A 17,363-nucleotide genomic window follows, 5' to 3' on the forward strand; every position below is an offset into this window, starting at 1 on the left:
GGAGCGCCCTGCTCCGCCTGCTGATTCAGAGTCCTTTGAGCAACCGCTCGACAAACTCCGGCACCACTTCACTGGCCAGCCCGTAGTGCTTCTCTTCGAATTCGCTGCCGACCTGGCTTGGCTCCAGATTGAGCTCTACGGTATGCGCGCCATGTAAACGCGCCTCGTGAACAAATCCCGCCGCCGGATAAACGTGCCCGGAGGTGCCAATGGCGATAAACACGTCCGCCATCGCCAGCGCCTGGTAGATGTCATCCATACCCAGCGGCATTTCGCCAAACCACACCACGTGCGGGCGCAGCGGCGCAGGGAACTGGCAACAATGGCATTTATCATTGCCGGTAACGTCCTGGGTCCATTCCAGTATTTGCCCGCTTTGCGAACAACGGACTTTCAGCAGTTCGCCGTGCATATGGATAATGTTGTGGTTGCCCGCCCGCTCATGAAGATTATCGATATTCTGGGTGATCAGCAGAAACCGATCGCCCAGCGCCTGCTCCAGCTCCGCCAGTGCCAGATGGGCGGCGTTGGGTTTGATATCGGGCTGTTGCAACTGGCGGCGGCGTGCATTGTAAAACCCCTGCACCAGTTGCGGATCGCGGGCGAAGCCTTCCGGCGTCGCCACGTCTTCTACCCGATGCTCTTCCCATAATCCATCCGTGGCGCGAAATGTACGTATCCCGGATTCCGCCGAGATCCCCGCGCCGGTTAACACCACGACTCTTGGTTTATCCATCGCTTCGGGTACTCCATTCTGGAAAAATAACCGCTGACGCAACCGCTCGCGCAGCCGACGCTTGTTTCTTTTAAACCGCAGTAAACGGTGCTGACGACGCGATAGCATAGCAACCTCAGAAAAAGTTAGTCCGTTAGATGGAGGAACGCAGCGCCGCGCATTCCTCCGGCATCCCCGTGCCTTGCCGCTTCGATGCGCGGCGTCCGGGCAACGGGAAGGAGCGAGCGGGGCAAACGTGCGCCCAGCGCCTCGGTCAGGTACGAAAAATTCGATAATCCGCCGCCAATCACCACTAAATGCGCATCGACAACCGTCAGCCAGTTACCGAGGCAGATCGCCAGCAGGTCGACAAAGCGTTCGACATGGGCGCACGCATTGTCATCACCGGCATGCCAGCGGGCGATAATTTCCGGGGCCTCCAGTGATTCATGGTAGAAGTGATGATACAGCCATGCAAAGCCGCGCCCGGAAAGAAAGGTCTCTGCGCAACCGTGTTGACCGCAACCACAGCGTTTAACAGGGATGTCCCAGCCCAGTAGCGCCACCGCATCGATGGGCAGCCGGGTGTGGCCAAATTCGCCGGTAATATAATTGCGCCCGGTCACCGCTTTGCCATCGATAATCAGCCCGCCGCCAACGCCAGTGCCCAGAATCAGCCCCATCACCACCGGATATTGACGAAACTCGTCATCCCAGGCTTCTGACAGCGCAAAGCAGTTAGCGTCGTTGTCGATGCGCACATCGCGCCCCAACAGGCGGCTTAAATCGGCGCGCACCGGGTGCCCGGAAGCCGCAGGCAGATTCGCGGCGTACAGCAACCCCTCGTCGGTTTCCGGCATGCCGGGGATGCCGATGCCGACATGGCCCTGCACGCCGAACTGCGCGTCGGCCTCGTTCACCAGCCCGGCGACTGCCGCCAGAAACGCCGGGTAGCTGTCGTGGGGCGTGGCGACGCGTTTTGCAAACTGCAACTGCCGCGCCGCGTCATAGACGCCCAGCGCGATTTTGCTGCCGCCAATATCAAAACCGTAGTACATCCCTGCCCCCTGTGATTATTGCCCGCTCAGCACCCGCGCCGGGTCGATGCGGCTGGCACGCCGCGCCGGATACCAGCTCGCCAGCAGGCTCAGCACCAGCGCGGTAATCAACACATATACCAAATCCATGATGTGAAGTTCTGATGGCAGGAAGTCGATAAAATAAATATCGCCGGACAGGAAATGGTGGCCAATGATTTTCTCAATCCACGCGATGATATTGGTTAGCTGCCATGAAGCCAGCACACCGACCACCACGCCGCTGACGCTGCCCACCAGCCCGGCCAGCAAACCGTACCACACGAAAATGGCGCGGATCAGCGCGTCTTTCGCGCCCAGCGTACGCAGCACCGCGATATCGCTGCTCTTATCTTTCACCGCCATCACCAGCGTGGAAACGATATTGAAACAGGCCACGCCGATCACCAGCACCATCGCCAGATACATAATGGCGCGGATCATCTGAATGTCGCGATACATGTAGCCGTAGGTGCCAATCCAGCTTTTGATATACACATAGGCGTTGGTCACTTCGCCCGCATCGCGCACCAGTTTATTGGCGTTAAACACGTCGTTCACTTTGATGGCGATGCCGGTGACGCTGTCGCCCATGTCCAGATACTGCTGGGCATCCTGCATCGGCACCATCGCAAGGCTGTGATCGAGCTGGCCGCTGAGCTGCAAAATTCCGGCGATTTGCAGGCGCACCCGCTTCGGTTGCAGCAGTTTATTTTCGCCGTCCGAGTTGGGGATCATGATTGAGATCCAGTCGCCCTGCTTCACTTTCAGCGCGTCGGCCACGCCCTTGCCGATAATGATCTGCTGCTGCCCGGCTTTAAAGTTTTGCCAGGCGTTGTTCTGCACATACTTCGGCAAGGCGCTGAGGTGCGTTTCCTGCTCGGGATCGACACCCTTCACCTGAATGGCCCGCAGGTTAACCCCGCTTTCAATCAGGCCGGTGAAATTAATATACGGCGCGGCGGCTTCGATGCCGGGCACTTGCTCAACCCGCGCCAGCACTTCAGGCCAGCCTTTCCACGGCTGATCCACCGGTTCGATTTCACCGTGTGGCACGACGGCCAGAATGCGGTTGTTCAGCTCGCGCTCGAAGCCGTTCATGGCGCTCAGGCCCATGATCAGCACCGCCACGCCCAGCGCAATGCCGAGCGTGGAGATAATGGAAATCAGCGACACCATGCCACTGCGCCGCCGCCCCCGGCTGAAGCGCAGGCCGATCAGTAAGGAAAGTGGACTTGCCATTACTGCGCTCCCATCAGGGTCAGCTCACTGCTGAGATGCCCGTCGCGCATTTCCAGTTGGCGGGTCATCCGGCGGGCCAGTTGCAGATCGTGAGTCACCACCAGAAACGCGGTGCCCTGCTGCTGGTTGAGTTCGCCCAGCAGCGCAAAAATGCTGTCGGCATTACGGGCGTCCAGGTTGCCGGTGGGTTCGTCGGCCATCACCAGGCGCGGCTTGTTAACCAGCGCGCGGGCAATCGCCACGCGCTGGCGCTCGCCACCGGAAAGCTCGGAAGGACGGTGATTACTGCGATGCCCCAGCCCAACCGCATTCAACATCTCCAGGGCGCGCGCCTGGGTTTCATCGGTGCTTTTCTTGCCGATCAGCAGCGGCATCGCCACGTTTTCCAGCGCGGTAAAGTCCGGCAACAGGTGGTGGAACTGGTAGATAAAACCCAGCTCGCGATTGCGCAGTTCTGCCTTCGCCGACGACGACATGCTGCTCATGGCTTTGCCATCAAAGATCACGTCACCGGAAGTTGGGGTATCTAACCCGCCGAGCAAATGCAGCAAGGTACTTTTCCCGGAGCCGGAGCTGCCGACAATCGCCATCATCTCGCCGCTCTGGATCGTGAAACTGACGTTATGCAGTACGTCGGTCTGCACGTTCCCTTCCTGATAGCGTTTGCACAGGTTGTCGCACTGCAACAGGACAGAATTACTCATAACGTAAAGCCTCAGCGGGTTGTGTGGCGGCGGCGCGCCAGGACGGATACAGCGTGGATAACAGCGCGATAGCCATCGCGATTAACGCAATGCCGATCACTTGTAACGGTTCGATAGCGACTGGCAGCGCCGCGCCATCAAGGAATGCGCCGATAATCGGCATTAGATTATTGAGCTGGCTGGCCAGCAGCGCGCCGAGTAAGGCACCCAGCAGTGCGCCAATCACGCCCGCGCTGGCCCCCTGGACCATAAACACCGCCATGATCTGGCGCGGCGTTAGCCCCTGGGTTTGCAGGATCGCCACTTCGCCCTGCTTCTCCATCACCATCAGGCCGAGAGAAGTAATAATATTAAACGCGGCGACGGCAACGATCAGGCTCAGCAACAGGCCCATCATATTTTTTTCCATGCGCACCGCCTGGAATAACTCGCCTTTGCGCTCGCGCCAGTCTTTCCACTCGGTGCCCTGGGGCAGAGATTGCTGGCTGAGCACGTCCACTTTCAGCGGCTCGTTGAGCCACAGACGCCAGCCGGTGATATTCCCCGCCGGATAGCGCATCAGACGCGAGGCGTCCTGGATATTCACCAGCATCTGGTAACCATCCACTTCGCTGTTCGCAGCGAAGGTGCCAATCACCTTAAACAGGCGCTGGCTGGGCAGGCGCCCCATTGGGGTGAACTGGCTGGCAGACGGCACCATCAGGCGCAGTTGGTCGCCGCGCTTAACGCCCAGTTGCCCGGCCAATTGCTCGCCGAGGATCACGTTGTACTGCCCGGCGGCCAAATCGGTTTGCTTCACGTTCACCAGATATGGCGTGAGGGGGTCGTCTTTCGCCGGATCGATACCCAGCATGACGCCTACCGCCACGCTACGTGGGCTTTGCAGCACTACATCGCCGGTCGTTAACGGCGCGGTACGACTAACGCCCTGTAACCTGAGATCCTGCGCGGGAAGCTGTTGCGGATTGATTGAACCCTTCGGCGATGTAATTAACGCCTGGGGCATTAACCCAAGAATGTTGTTTTGCAGTTCGCGCTCGAAGCCGTTCATCACCGACAGCACCGTGACCAACGCCATTACGCCAAGCGTAATGCCAATGGTGGAGAGCCAGGAGACAAAGCGACCGAAGCGGTCTGCTGCGCGGCCTCGCATATAGCGCAGGCCGATAAATAAAGCGACAGGTTGGTACATGAAATCCATCTGATTGCTTTGGCAAAGTAACCCGGGAGTATATAAGCCTGCCGGAATCAAGTAAATGAAATATAACGTCTTTTTGTTGCGCCCCATCCAGTAAAAACAGAAGTAAATCAAACTGATAAACGAGACGGCGTATAAGCATTACGCTTTTTAGGCTATTTCACCCTGCGATTTATCCTGAAATCGTCGCCGTTTTCAGTGATGAATGTGACAACGTCACAAAAACGCCACCACAGAGTTTGTGTTACGCTTTGCTAATGCAGACCGATCGCGGATAATAAGAACAGTCCGCATTCATCGCGATAACCCATTCTTGCGCCAGACTTTACCGGGTCGCGGGTCACTACGAGAAACGCTAAAACACGCTATGTCTGAACAATATCGTTATTCCTTGCCCGCCAAACCGGGCGATCAACGTCTCCTGGGCGAACTCACCGGCGCGGCCTGCGCCACGGAAGTGGCAGAAATGGCTGAACGCCATGCCGGACCGGTGGTGCTGATTGCCCCTGATATGCAAAATGCCCTGCGACTGCACGATGAAATCCGTCAATTCACCGACAGCATGGTGATGAACCTGGCAGACTGGGAAACCCTGCCTTACGACAGTTTCTCGCCTCACCAGGACATTATTTCTTCGCGCTTATCGACGCTGTACCAGTTACCCGCCATGCAGCGCGGCGTATTGATCTTGCCGGTCAATACCCTGATGCAGCGCGTTTGCCCGCACAGTTTCCTGCACGGCCACGCGCTGGTGATGAAAAAGGGCCAGCAACTGTCACGCGATGCGCTGCGCAGCCAGCTTGAACAGGCGGGATATCGCCACGTGGATCAGGTCATGGAACATGGCGAATACGCCACGCGCGGCGCGTTGCTCGACCTCTATCCGATGGGCAGCGCCCAGCCCTATCGTCTCGACTTTTTCGATGATGAAATCGACAGCCTGCGGCTGTTCGACGTCGATACCCAGCGCACGCTGGAGGAAGTCGAGGCCATTAATCTGCTGCCGGCGCATGAGTTTCCGACGGATAAAACGGCTATTGAGCTGTTTCGCACCCACTGGCGCGATCGCTTCGAAGTCAAGCGCGACGCCGAGCATATCTACCAGCAGGTGAGTAAAGGCACCCTGCCCGCCGGTATCGAATACTGGCAACCGCTGTTTTTCAGCGAGCCGCTGCCTGCGCTGTTCAGCTATTTCCCGGCGAATACGCTGGTGGTCAACACCGGCGATCTGGAAGGCAGTGCCCAGCGTTTCTGGGCCGATACCGTGGCGCGTTTTGAAAACCGCGGCGTGGATCCAATGCGGCCGCTATTGCCGCCGGAACAGCTGTGGCTGCGCACCGACGAATTGTTCAGCGAGTTAAAAAACTGGCCGCGTGTGCAACTCAAAACCGAGGCGCTGCCGGAAAAGGCGGCCAATGCCAATCTTGGCTATCAGCCGCTGCCGGAATTATCGGTTAAAGCCCAAAACAAAGCCCCGCTGGACGATCTGCGCAAGTTTCTCGAATCCTTCGACGGCCCGGTGGTGTTTTCGGTAGAAAGTGAAGGCCGCCGCGAAGCCCTGTCAGAGCTGCTGGCGCGTATTAAAGTCGCGCCGAAAAAGCTGTACCGCTTTGATGAAGCCAGCGGTCAGGGCCGCTACGTGATTTTAGGATCTGCCGAACGCGGCTTTATCGATACCCGCCGCCAGCGGGCGTTGATTTGCGAAAGCGATCTGCTGGGCGAGCGCGTGGCGCGCCGTCGCCAGGACAACCGTCGCACCATCAACCCGGATACCTTGATCCGTAACCTGGCGGAATTGCATACCGGGCAGCCGGTGGTACATCTGGAACACGGCGTGGGCCGCTATGCCGGCATGACCACCCTGGAGGCAGGCGGTATCACCGGCGAATATCTGATTTTGACCTACGCCAATGACGCCAAATTGTACGTGCCGGTGTCGTCGCTGCATCTGATTAGCCGCTACGCCGGGGGGGCGGAAGATAACGCGCCGCTGCATAAACTCGGCAGCGACGCCTGGTCCCGCGCGCGGCAGAAAGCGGCGGAGAAAGTCCGCGACGTGGCGGCAGAACTGCTGGATATCTACTCGCAACGCGCAGCAAAATCCGGTTTCGCGTTTAAACACGACCGCGAGCAGTATCAACTGTTCTGTGACAGCTTCCCGTTTGAAACCACGCCGGATCAGGCCCAGGCTATTAACGCGGTGCTGAGCGATATGTGCCAGCCGCTGGCGATGGACCGCCTGGTGTGCGGCGATGTTGGCTTCGGCAAAACCGAAGTGGCAATGCGCGCGGCCTTCCTGGCGGTAGAGAACAACAAACAAGTGGCGGTGCTGGTGCCGACGACCCTGCTGGCCCAGCAGCACTTTGATAACTTCCGCGACCGTTTCGCCAACTGGCCGGTGCGCATTGAGATGTTGTCGCGTTTTCGCAGCGCCAAAGAGCAGGCGCAGGTGCTGGAACAGGCCGCCGACGGCAAAATTGATATCCTGATCGGCACCCACAAGCTGTTGCAAAGCGATGTGCAGTGGAAAGATCTGGGGCTGCTGATTGTCGATGAAGAACACCGCTTCGGGGTGCGCCATAAAGAGCGCATCAAAGCGATGCGCGCCGACGTGGATATCCTGACGCTGACCGCCACGCCTATTCCGCGAACCCTGAATATGGCGATGAGCGGCATGCGCGATCTGTCGATTATTGCCACCCCGCCCGCGCGCCGCCTGGCGGTGAAAACCTTCGTGCGCGAATACGACAGCCTGGTGGTGCGCGAAGCCATCCTGCGTGAGATCCTGCGCGGCGGCCAGGTTTATTACCTGTATAACGACGTGGAAAATATTCAGAAAGCGGCCGATCGGCTGGCGACCCTGGTACCGGAAGCGCGTATCGCCATCGGTCACGGTCAGATGCGCGAGCGCGAACTGGAACGGGTGATGAATGATTTCCACCATCAGCGCTTTAACGTGCTGGTATGCACCACCATCATCGAAACCGGCATCGACATCCCTACCGCCAATACCATCATTATTGAGCGCGCCGACCATTTTGGCCTGGCGCAACTCCACCAATTGCGCGGTCGTGTGGGGCGCTCGCACCACCAGGCCTATGCCTGGCTGCTGACGCCGCATCCAAAGGCGATGACCACGGACGCGCAAAAACGGCTTGAGGCCATCGCGTCGCTGGAAGATTTGGGCGCGGGATTTGCGCTGGCGACCCACGACCTGGAAATTCGCGGCGCGGGCGAACTGCTCGGCGAAGGCCAGAGCGGGCAGATGGAAACTATCGGCTTCTCGCTGTACATGGAGCTGCTGGAAAACGCGGTGGATGCGCTGAAGGAAGGGCGTGAACCTTCGCTGGAAGACCTCACCAACCAGCAAACCGAGGTGGAACTGCGGATGCCATCGCTGCTGCCGGAGGAGTTTATCCCTGATGTGAATACGCGGCTGTCATTCTATAAGCGGATCGCCAGCGCCAAAAAACCTGGCGAACTGGATGAACTCAAAGTCGAGCTGATTGACCGCTTCGGCCTGTTGCCGGATGCGGCGCGCAATCTGCTGGATATCGCCCGTCTGCGTCAGCAGGCGCAGAAAATGGGCATCCGTAAGATTGAAGCCCACGATAAAGGCGGCGTGATCGAATTCGCCGAGAAGAACCATGTTGATCCGGTATGGCTTATTGGTCTGCTGCAAAAATCGCCGCAGCATTTCCGCCTCGATGGCCCGACGCGCCTGAAGTTTTTCCAGGATCTTAGCGAGCGTAAAACCCGCATGGAATGGGTCACGCAGTTTATGACCCAAGTGCAGGAAAACGCGGTGGCATAACCGATAAAAGCCCGGCGCAACGTCGGGTTTTTTCCCGTTTCATTAATAATTTACACAATATTTCAATCCTCCAGGATTTCCCTGGACGGGACTGGTCATACTTCCCTCTTCTACCCATTACAAAACCTTAACAATCATAGGGTTATTAATATGACTTCTTCATTGCGTATTTTTCGCTGGATAACCTGGTTTAGCGTCATCGCCACGCTTGCCGTCGCACTGCCAACGCGAGCCAATACTTACCCGCTACCGCCTACGGGCAGCCGTTTAATAGGCGAAATCCAGTATCATGTGGTTGAGCCAGGCGGCGGCTCGCTGGAGGCTATCGCTAAGCAGTATAACGTTGGTTTCCTGGCGCTGATGCAGGCCAATCCCGGCGTTGACCCGTATGTCCCGCGCGAAGGCAGCGTACTGACTATTCCGCGCCAGATACTGCTGCCCGATGCGCCGCGTGAAGGCATTTTGATCAACCTGGCGGAACTGCGTCTGTACTACTTCCCTCCAGGCACCAACAGCGTGACGGTGTACCCGATTGGCATCGGCCAACTGGACGGCGATACCCTGACGCCGACCATGAAAACCAGCGTGTCGCAAAAGCGCGCTAATCCGACCTGGACGCCGACCGCCAATATCCGCGCCCGGTATCTTAAACAGGGGATCATCTTACCCGCCGTCGTGCCCGCCGGGCCGGATAACCCGATGGGGCATCACGCGATCCGCCTCGCCGCTTATGGCGGCGTTTATTTGCTGCACGGCACCAACGCTGATTTCGGTATCGGGATGCGCGTCAGCTCCGGCTGTATCCGTCTGCGCGATGACGATATCAAGCACCTGTTCAGCGTGGTGGATGTGGGGACGAAGGTAAACATCATTAACGAGCCGCTGAAAATTTCCAGCGAGCCGGATGGCCGCCAGATTGTCGAAGTCCATCAGCCGTTGTCGAAGGATATCAATGACGATCCGCAGACGCTGCCGATCAGCCTGAATGACGGTGCGCAGCGCTTCCGCGCTCAACCGACGGTCAATGGCGACGTGATGAACCACGCCATGGAGTTGCGCTCCGGGATGCCGGTCGACGTGACCCGCCATGGCGATGCGAGCGGTCAGCGGGAGATCTAAAAAAATGGCCTCGCTTAGTAGCGAGGCCATCTGTTTTAATGAGGTGCCGTTAGCGGCCGGTCATAGTCAGACCGCCTGGAATGGCTTTCTGCATGCGGTGCCAGATTTCACCACTCTCGTGACCGTAGCGGCGCACGCTTTCATACACCTGGTCGTGCAGCCCCTCTTCGCAGATTTTCGCCAGGCGATGGTAGAAACCTAACGCCAGGCTTCGCGCTTCCGGGTTAGCAAAATAGTGACGCCCAATGCGGGTATACAACCCTTTCATTCCGTTAAGAATCAGGCCATAAATCGGGTTGCCCGAAGCGAACGCCAAACCGCGGAAGATGTTGTAGTCGAGAATGGCAAACGCATCGGCGTGATCTTCCACTTCTGTTGCCGTAGCCAGGACTTCCAGCGCTTTATCAGGATGCTGACGAAACGCGGTACGGATAAAAATCGTCGCGATATTGGTACGTACCGACAGCAGATTATCAATCAGCTGCGGAACGCTTTCGTGGTCGAGGCGCGCCAGCGTTTCGAGAATGTTAAGCCCCGACGTTTCCCAGAAGTTATTCACTTTGGTGGGTTTGCCGTGTTGAATGGTCAACCAGCCGTCGCGGGCCAGACGCTGCAACACTTCACGCAGCGTGGTGCGAGTAACGCCGATTAACTCGGAGAGCTCACGTTCCGCCGGAAGGATCGTCCCCGGCGGGAAGCGATTATTCCAGATACTTTCAATGATGTACTCTTCAGCGAAACCCGCCGGGCTTTGCGCCTTTATAACCATAGTGAGATACCCATACACAGCATTTTACAAAATTCACTCATCATACCAGACGCATTTCCTGACACATAGCGAAGTCTCAGGGCAAAAAGGGGATCGCGGTTTGCTTTTTATTAATTACCGGCACGTTTAAAACCCCGTTTTAGCTTGCCTGGAACAGACGCGAGCGCTAGGATTTTCCGTCGCACCCCCACCCTTTTTCAGCAGGAGTAAACTCTGGACCATGGAAATGTCTTTCGGACGCGCCCTTTACCGTAATTTTCTCGGTCAGTCTCCTGACTGGTATAAAGTGACACTGTTGTCATTTTTGGTACTTAATCCGATTCTCTTTTTTGTCAGCCCGTTTATCGCCGGTTGGTTTCTGGTGGCTGAATTCATTTTCACTCTGGCGATGGCGCTGAAGTGCTATCCACTCTTACCGGGTGGGCTGCTGGCTATCGAAGCGGTAATGGTCGGTATGACCACGCCAGGCCATATCCGCGAAGAGATTAGTGCTAACCTCGAAGTCCTGTTGCTGCTGATGTTTATGGTGGCAGGCATCTACTTTATGAAACAGTTGCTGTTGCTGATTTTCACTAAACTGCTGCTGGGCATTCGCTCTAAACTGCTGCTGTCTTTGGCGTTCTGTTTCGCCGCCGCGTTTTTATCCGCGTTCCTGGATGCGTTGACGGTGGTGGCCGTGGTGATCAGCGTCGCCGTGGGCTTTTACAGCATCTATCACCGCTACGCCAGTACCCGTCATGATAACGGCGACTTGCAGGATGACTCGACGCTCGAAGACGAAAGCCGCGCCAATCTGGAAAAATTCCGCGCGTTTTTACGCAGCCTGATGATGCATGCCGGCGTCGGCACCGCACTCGGCGGCGTCATGACGATGGTGGGTGAACCTCAGAATCTGATCATCGCCAAAGCCGCCGACTGGCACTTTGTCGATTTTTTGCTGCGCGTCGCCCCGGTGAGCGTACCGGTGCTGTTTTGCGGCCTGGCGACCTGTGCGATCGTCGAGAAAATGCGCTGGTTTGGCTACGGTGAACCGCTGCCTGAGTCGGTACGCCAGGTATTACGGGAGTTCGATGAAAAAAGCACCCGCGATCGCACCCGTCAGGACAAGATGAAGCTGGTAGTACAGGCGATTATCGCCGTCTGGCTGATCGTGGCTCTGGCCTTGCATCTGGCCGAGGTTGGGCTGATTGGCCTGTCGGTCATAGTGTTCGCTACCGCGCTGTGCGGCGTCACCGATGAACATGCCATCGGCAAAGCCTTCACCGAAGCGCTGCCGTTTACCGCGCTGCTGACGGTATTTTTCGCCGTGGTCGCGGTCATTATTGACCAGAAACTCTTCTCGCCAATCATCACTTTTGTGCTGGAAGCCGCGCCTCATGCGCAACTCTCGCTGTTTTATCTGTTTAACGGGCTGCTGTCGGCGATTTCCGATAATGTCTTTGTCGGCACGGTATATATTAACGAGGCAAAAAATGCGCTGCAGCAAGGGCTTATCGATCGCCAACAGTTTGAATTGCTGGCGGTAGCGATTAATACCGGCACCAATTTACCGTCTGTAGCGACGCCTAACGGCCAGGCGGCGTTTCTGTTCCTGTTGACTTCGGCGCTGGCACCGTTGATTCGTCTGTCGTATGGCCGCATGGTGTGGATGGCACTGCCTTATACGCTGGTGCTCACCTTAACGGGGCTGGCATGCGTTGAATTTATCTTGATGCCCGCCACAGAGTGGATGCTCGCGCATGGCTGGATCGCGACAGCCTGATTATCATGGCGCGCGAAGTGAATAAATAACCAGGCGCCGTCTCCGGCAGGCGCTTTTGAATGATGAATGTCCGATTAATTTGTTATTTTTATTGTCCTTAGTGGCGTGCCAGGCGAATTCGTTTACACTGCCCTCTCGACGCATACAGCAGGGAATTTGATTATGTTGCGATATTTAAACCAGTGCTCCCGTGGTCGCGGCGCATGGCTTCTGATGGCCATCACAGCGTTCGCGCTGGAACTGGTCGCGCTGTGGTTTCAGCATGTGATGAAACTGCAGCCGTGCGTGTTATGTATTTATGAGCGTTGTGCATTATTTGGCATTATGGGTGCGGGAATTCTTGGCGTGATTGCCCCGAAAACGCCCCTGCGTTTTGTGGCGATCGGCGTATGGATTTACAGCGCATGGCAGGGTGTGGCATTGGCCTACGAACATACGATAATGCAGTTGCACCCTTCCCCCTTCGTCACCTGCGATTTCGCCGCGCGTTTCCCGAGCTGGCTACCACTGGATAAATGGCTGCCGCAGGTGTTTGTCGCCAGTGGCGATTGCTCAGTTCGTCAGTGGGAATTTTTATCGCTGGAGATGCCGCAGTGGCTATTGGGAATTTTCGCGGCTTATCTGGTCGTGGCGCTGCTGGTATTAATTGCCCAACCGTTTAAACCGCGCAAACGCGATCTGTTTGGTCGCTACTAAGAAAGGTTTTATTACCCAGCCCTGAAGCAGCGCTTCGGGGCTTTTTTTTGCCTGGTGTTTAGAACAGTGCAAACAGCAGCGCAACGGGGAAACTCATCGGCCAGGTCGCGCCGATTAACGCCGCGCTCAGCAACTTAATCCGTACCCGATCTTTAGCAATTAAGAAGGTCACCAAGGCGGCGAGGCTCGCCATCACGATGTAAAACACCCACATTTTTTGATACAGCGTCATAGAGAAAAGCGATCCGTTGAATAAACGGGCTGCACTATGCGCGGATTTTTCTGTAACATCAAGTTGATTAACGTAGTCGCATCATTTCTACCACTAAATTTCCGGTTTTATTCAACAAAAAACCGCCTGCAAAGAGGCGGTTGCATGTCTTTCCCGACATTTAGTGTGAGGGTTCCGATGCCTGCTGGCTCTGTTGTTGCAGGATTTTAAAGATCTGGTCTTTCAGATGCAGTTTCTCTTTTTTGAGCCGGGCGACCTCTTCGCAATACCCCCTGCCATTCACGCCTTCACGGCGGCTTATTTCCTGGTCCAGGGCATTATGTTTCGCGACGAGCGATTCGAAACGCGGATGTTCAGCTTTGAGGCGGGGAATTAAATCACGGTACTCTGGGAACATAGGCCTTCCTCTGTAAAGTGGATGACGGTGCCGCCTTTGCAGCGACACCGTCACTCTACGACTTTTTGCTGAGACAAGGCAAAGAGAATGACTAATTTGTGAGCAGAGTCCGGCTCGTTAGCACAATATGAATTTGCGTTAAGGTCACTGCGCCCAGTCGGGCTTGTTGAGGATATGATCCTGCCAGTCGCGTACCGTCGACTCTTTCACCGCGATATGACGCACGGAAATTCGCTCGGCGTGCATCGCCGCTTTCGATCCGGTGCGCAGCGGGTGCCACACCGGCAACCCCTTGCCCTCCGCCAGCAGGCGATAGGCGCAGCTCGGCGGTAGCCACTCGAAAGTCGGCAAGTTATCGCGGGTCAGTTTGATGCAGTCCGGCTCATATTCAAAGCGGCGCTCGTAGTTGCGGCACTGGCAGGTTTTGATATTGAGCTGCTTGCAGGCGACGTTGGTAAAGTAGATTTCATCTGTGTCTTCGTCCATCAGCTTATGCAGGCAACACTGACCGCAGCCGTCGCACAGGGATTCCCATTCCGCGTCGCTCATTTCATCGAGAGTTTTTTGTTGCCAGAAAGGTGTGTCGCTCATGCCAGGGTCCGCCGCTAAAAGTAAGCTGCACCTTATAAACACTATCGGCCCCGGATGCAAGCCTTGCCGCCCCGGACGAGGCGGCAAAACGGTTACAGGACGCGTGTCGTCAGGGTGCGGTCGTTAAAGGTAATTTCCAGTTCGTCGCCGCTTGCCAGTGGCCCGACGCCTTCCGGTGTGCCGGTAAGAATGATATCCCCGGCGCGCAGTGTGAAGTAGCGGCTCATATAGGCAATCAGCGGGATGATTTTATGGATCATGTCTTTAGTATTGCCGTTCTGACGCACTTCGCCGTTCACTTTCAGGACCAGTGCCACATTCTGCGGATCGCAGCCAAATTCCGCTGCCGGAATAAATCCAGAAATCGGGCAGGCGTTATCAAAACCTTTGGCTTTCTCCCACGGGTGGCCGCCTTTCTTCATTTTCGACTGCACATCGCGCAACGTCAGGTCCAGCGCGACGCCATATCCGGCGATGGCTTTGCTGACGTGATCTTCCGTCGCCTGGCGCAGCGTTGAGCCAATCAGCACCGCGAGTTCCACTTCGTGGTGTACCGATCCCAACCCCTGGGGCAGCACCAGCGGCTGGCGAATATCGCACAGCGCGGTTTCTGGTTTGATAAACAGCACCGGTTCGTCAGGCGGCGCGCTGCCCATCTCCTGAATATGTTTGCTGTAGTTACTGCCCACGCAAACCACTTTATTGACCGGAAAATCCAGCAGCGCCCCTTGCCAGTTATGGTGTTGATACATGGTGTTCCCTCTGCGTTATGTGGTAGTGATTATTTTTGGGCCGGTGCGTTGTCGTCATTGCGCATGATTGCATCGGCCATCATGCCAATACTGATAGCAAAATAGTAAGAACGATTCCATGTCATCAGTGTGCGGAAATTTTGAAACGCCATGAAACCGCGCTTTTGTCCATCATCAGGGATGACGATCCAGGCGTTTTGCTGAGGATAGGGCCGGCGGCTATTCTGCGGGAAGGTGATGCCAATAGCCTGCCACTGAGCAACCGTTTTACGCTGCGCGGTTTTGGTCCCGGCTAATGCGGTGTCGAAATCAGCGGGCAGCTTAACTTCCTGGCCCCACTCCCCGCCGCGCTTCCAGCCTTCACTTGCCAGATAGTTGGCGCTGGAGGCAAACACATCATCAATGTTATTCCAGATATCCATTTTGCCGTCGCCGTCACCATCCGCGCCGTAGCGTAAATAGGAGCTGGGCATAAACTGGTTTTGCCCCATCGCACCTGCCCAGGAGCCTTTCATCTGGCTGGCTTCGATATGGCCTTCATCCACCATCTTCAGCGCCGCAATTAATTCCTTAGTAAAAAAGGCCTCACGGCGCCCTTCGAAGGCCAGGCTCGCCAGCGCCGAGAAAATGTCTTCGTCGCCCTGCACTTTGCCAAAACGGCTTTCCAGCGCCCACAAGGCCACCAGGTATTGCGGCTGAACGCCGTAGCGTTGCTCGGTGCGGCTCAGGATTTGCTGATGATTACGCATCTGGGTTCGCGCTTCAGCGATTTTTTCAGAGGTAATCACGCGATGAAGGTAATCATCCAGCAGCACCTTTTGTTCGGGCTGGTTTTGATCGGCTTTAACCACATGCTCGACAAAATGCATCGTGGCGAACGCCTGGTTAACGGTGGATCCACGAATGCCCTGCTGGCGTGCCTCGCGTTTGAGTTTCTCAACAAATTCGCTAAAGCCATCGGGCTGGGTAGATTCCGGAGCCTGTTGGGCGGCGGCGGCGGGTGTCGAGGTTGCAGGGGCGGGGTCGGGCAACTGCGGGGTGGCGTGGAGATAACCCGCGAAAAGACAACTAAAAAGTGTTAATGCACTGGCGGCAGATTTCATAGGATTTCCCGGCTCATTGATCACAGGTTATCGTGCTTAATGTAGCCAGGAAATCATTGGTGCGTGTTGCGAAACTTATTTTTTGCTTTGCAATTCACGGTGCTGCTTTAACAAATCTTCCGGCGGCGGCGGAATTTGCAAATAATAGCCTTGTTCGGTTAATGCCTTTTTGACCTTTTCCAGATCGGCGAAGGCTAATTTCTTTCTTCCATCGAGGGGAAATAACATTGCCAGCACCGGTTGACCGAAGCCTTGCAGCAATTCTTCCGGTACGCGTGAAAAATCGTCCCTTTTTTCTACATAAAGATAAGTTTGGTCGCGTCGGGTACTTCGATAGATAGCACAAAACATATTTTTACTCTGATTTCGCCGGATGGTGACTTGCCTGAATATAGTCGGGACTATAACATGCCTTGAGGGTTTCGGAATATCATCCCACCGTTGTGGGGATTATAACTGAATTGAGTAAGGCCAGGATGTCAAACACGCCCATTGAGCTTAAAGGCAGTAGTTTCACGTTATCAGTGGTTCATTTGCATGATGCGCACCCTGAGGTGATTCGCAAAGCGCTGGAAGATAAAATTGCTCAGGCACCGGCCTTTTTAAAAAACGCGCCCGTGGTGGTCAATATTTCGAATCTGGAAGGCAAGGTTAACTGGCAGGCATTACATGATGTCGTGCTGGCGAGCGGCCTTCATCTGGTTGGCATTAGCGGCTGCAAGGATGACGCGCTCAAGGCTGAAATCAGCCGGGCCGGCATTGCGCTACTGACCGAAGGCAAAGACAAACCTGCCCGTCCCGTTACGCCCCCCGCTCCCGAACCTGTTGCGACGCCCATCACAAAAACACGCTTAATCGATCTGCCAGTGCGTTCCGGGCAGCGAGTTTATGCGCCAAATTGTGATTTGATAGTCACTAACCACGTGAGCGCTGGCGCGGAGCTTATCGCTGATGGCAATATCCACGTTTACGGCATGATGCGCGGACGCGCGTTAGCCGGTGCCAGCGGCGATCGGGATGCGCAAATATTTTGCATGAACCTAGCGGCGGAGCTGGTCTCCATTGCGGGGGTTTACTGGCTGAGCGATCAGATCCCAGCCACTTTTTCTGGCAAGGCGGCACGTCTGCAACTCGCAGAAAACGACTTGACCATTCAACCATTAAATTAAGCCCTTTTAACAAGGAATTCCTTT

Annotated in this window: 17 protein-coding genes; 5 read left to right on the forward strand and 12 right to left on the reverse strand. The window is 56.0% G+C overall.

The annotated features are described in order from the left end of the window. Positions 1-25 precede the first annotated feature (25 nt). From cobB to lolC, 5 genes are read right to left on the reverse strand one after another with little or no spacing between them, the layout of a single operon-like run. Positions 26-844: a Sir2 family NAD+-dependent deacetylase gene (gene cobB / locus RT120_RS18955; protein ID WP_312985078.1), complete on the reverse strand. Its 819-nt coding sequence runs from the start codon at positions 842-844 to the stop codon at positions 26-28. Positions 845-861: 17 nt separating this feature from the next. Continuing rightward, entirely contained in the window at positions 862-1,773 is a 912-nt protein-coding gene (gene nagK / locus RT120_RS18960) for an N-acetylglucosamine kinase (RefSeq protein ID WP_312985080.1), read from the reverse strand. Between the two features lie 15 nt (positions 1,774-1,788). After that, positions 1,789-3,033 carry a lipoprotein-releasing ABC transporter permease subunit LolE gene (gene lolE / locus RT120_RS18965; RefSeq protein WP_312985081.1) on the reverse strand — a complete coding sequence of 415 codons (1,245 nt, stop codon included), beginning with the start codon at positions 3,031-3,033 and terminating at the stop codon, positions 1,789-1,791. Further along, entirely contained in the window at positions 3,033-3,737 is a 705-nt protein-coding gene (gene lolD / locus RT120_RS18970) for a lipoprotein-releasing ABC transporter ATP-binding protein LolD (RefSeq protein WP_312985083.1), read from the reverse strand. The genes lolE and lolD overlap by 1 nt, the downstream gene beginning before the upstream one ends. After that, on the reverse strand, positions 3,730-4,929 hold the full coding sequence (gene lolC / locus RT120_RS18975; RefSeq protein ID WP_312985086.1) for a lipoprotein-releasing ABC transporter permease subunit LolC: 1,200 nt from the start codon (positions 4,927-4,929) through the stop codon (positions 3,730-3,732). The genes lolD and lolC overlap by 8 nt, the downstream gene beginning before the upstream one ends. Positions 4,930-5,302: 373 nt before the next feature. Here lolC and mfd point away from each other — a divergent pair, with 373 nt between their 5' ends. Then, on the forward strand, positions 5,303-8,749 hold the full coding sequence (gene mfd, locus RT120_RS18980; RefSeq protein WP_312985088.1) for a transcription-repair coupling factor: 3,447 nt from the start codon (positions 5,303-5,305) through the stop codon (positions 8,747-8,749). 150 nt (positions 8,750-8,899) lie between these two features. Then, a complete protein-coding gene (locus RT120_RS18985; RefSeq protein WP_312985090.1) occupies positions 8,900-9,868 on the forward strand; it encodes a L,D-transpeptidase family protein in 969 nt (322 codons plus the stop codon). Positions 9,869-9,917: 49 nt separating this feature from the next. Here the strand turns inward: RT120_RS18985 and fadR are convergent, their stop codons facing one another. Then, positions 9,918-10,637, reverse strand: coding sequence for a fatty acid metabolism transcriptional regulator FadR (gene fadR, locus RT120_RS18990; RefSeq protein ID WP_312985092.1), 720 nt, complete (start codon positions 10,635-10,637; stop codon positions 9,918-9,920). A 220-nt stretch (positions 10,638-10,857) separates the two neighbouring features. Here fadR and nhaB point away from each other — a divergent pair, with 220 nt between their 5' ends. Both nhaB and dsbB read left to right on the forward strand, forming a co-directional pair. After that, complete coding sequence (gene nhaB, locus RT120_RS18995) at positions 10,858-12,399, forward strand: sodium/proton antiporter NhaB (RefSeq protein WP_312985094.1); 1,542 nt, start codon at positions 10,858-10,860, stop codon at positions 12,397-12,399. A gap of 162 nt (positions 12,400-12,561) precedes the next feature. Then, positions 12,562-13,095 carry a disulfide bond formation protein DsbB gene (dsbB, locus tag RT120_RS19000; RefSeq protein WP_312985096.1) on the forward strand — a complete coding sequence of 178 codons (534 nt, stop codon included), beginning with the start codon at positions 12,562-12,564 and terminating at the stop codon, positions 13,093-13,095. Positions 13,096-13,153: 58 nt separating this feature from the next. Here the strand turns inward: dsbB and RT120_RS19005 are convergent, their stop codons facing one another. The 6 genes from RT120_RS19005 to RT120_RS19030 all read right to left on the reverse strand — a co-directional run bounded on the left by RT120_RS19005 (position 13,154) and on the right by RT120_RS19030 (position 16,521). After that, positions 13,154-13,327: a GhoT/OrtT family toxin gene (locus RT120_RS19005; RefSeq protein WP_312985098.1), complete on the reverse strand. Its 174-nt coding sequence runs from the start codon at positions 13,325-13,327 to the stop codon at positions 13,154-13,156. Positions 13,328-13,487: 160 nt separating this feature from the next. Then, entirely contained in the window at positions 13,488-13,724 is a 237-nt protein-coding gene (locus RT120_RS19010) for a YdcH family protein (protein WP_312985100.1), read from the reverse strand. A gap of 144 nt (positions 13,725-13,868) precedes the next feature. Further along, complete coding sequence (locus RT120_RS19015; protein WP_312985102.1) at positions 13,869-14,315, reverse strand: YcgN family cysteine cluster protein; 447 nt, start codon at positions 14,313-14,315, stop codon at positions 13,869-13,871. A gap of 92 nt (positions 14,316-14,407) precedes the next feature. Next, complete coding sequence (locus RT120_RS19020) at positions 14,408-15,067, reverse strand: fumarylacetoacetate hydrolase family protein (RefSeq protein WP_312985103.1); 660 nt, start codon at positions 15,065-15,067, stop codon at positions 14,408-14,410. Between the two features lie 29 nt (positions 15,068-15,096). Further along, positions 15,097-16,170, reverse strand: coding sequence for a lytic murein transglycosylase (locus RT120_RS19025; protein WP_312985104.1), 1,074 nt, complete (start codon positions 16,168-16,170; stop codon positions 15,097-15,099). Positions 16,171-16,245: 75 nt separating this feature from the next. Continuing rightward, entirely contained in the window at positions 16,246-16,521 is a 276-nt protein-coding gene (locus tag RT120_RS19030) for a YcgL domain-containing protein (protein ID WP_312985107.1), read from the reverse strand. Between the two features lie 125 nt (positions 16,522-16,646). Here RT120_RS19030 and minC point away from each other — a divergent pair, with 125 nt between their 5' ends. Further along, on the forward strand, positions 16,647-17,339 hold the full coding sequence (gene minC / locus RT120_RS19035) for a septum site-determining protein MinC (RefSeq protein WP_312985149.1): 693 nt from the start codon (positions 16,647-16,649) through the stop codon (positions 17,337-17,339). Positions 17,340-17,363: the final 24 nt, after the last annotated feature.

It is taken from the genome of Atlantibacter sp., from assembly GCF_032062175.1.
Lineage (GTDB): Bacteria > Pseudomonadota > Gammaproteobacteria > Enterobacterales > Enterobacteriaceae > Atlantibacter.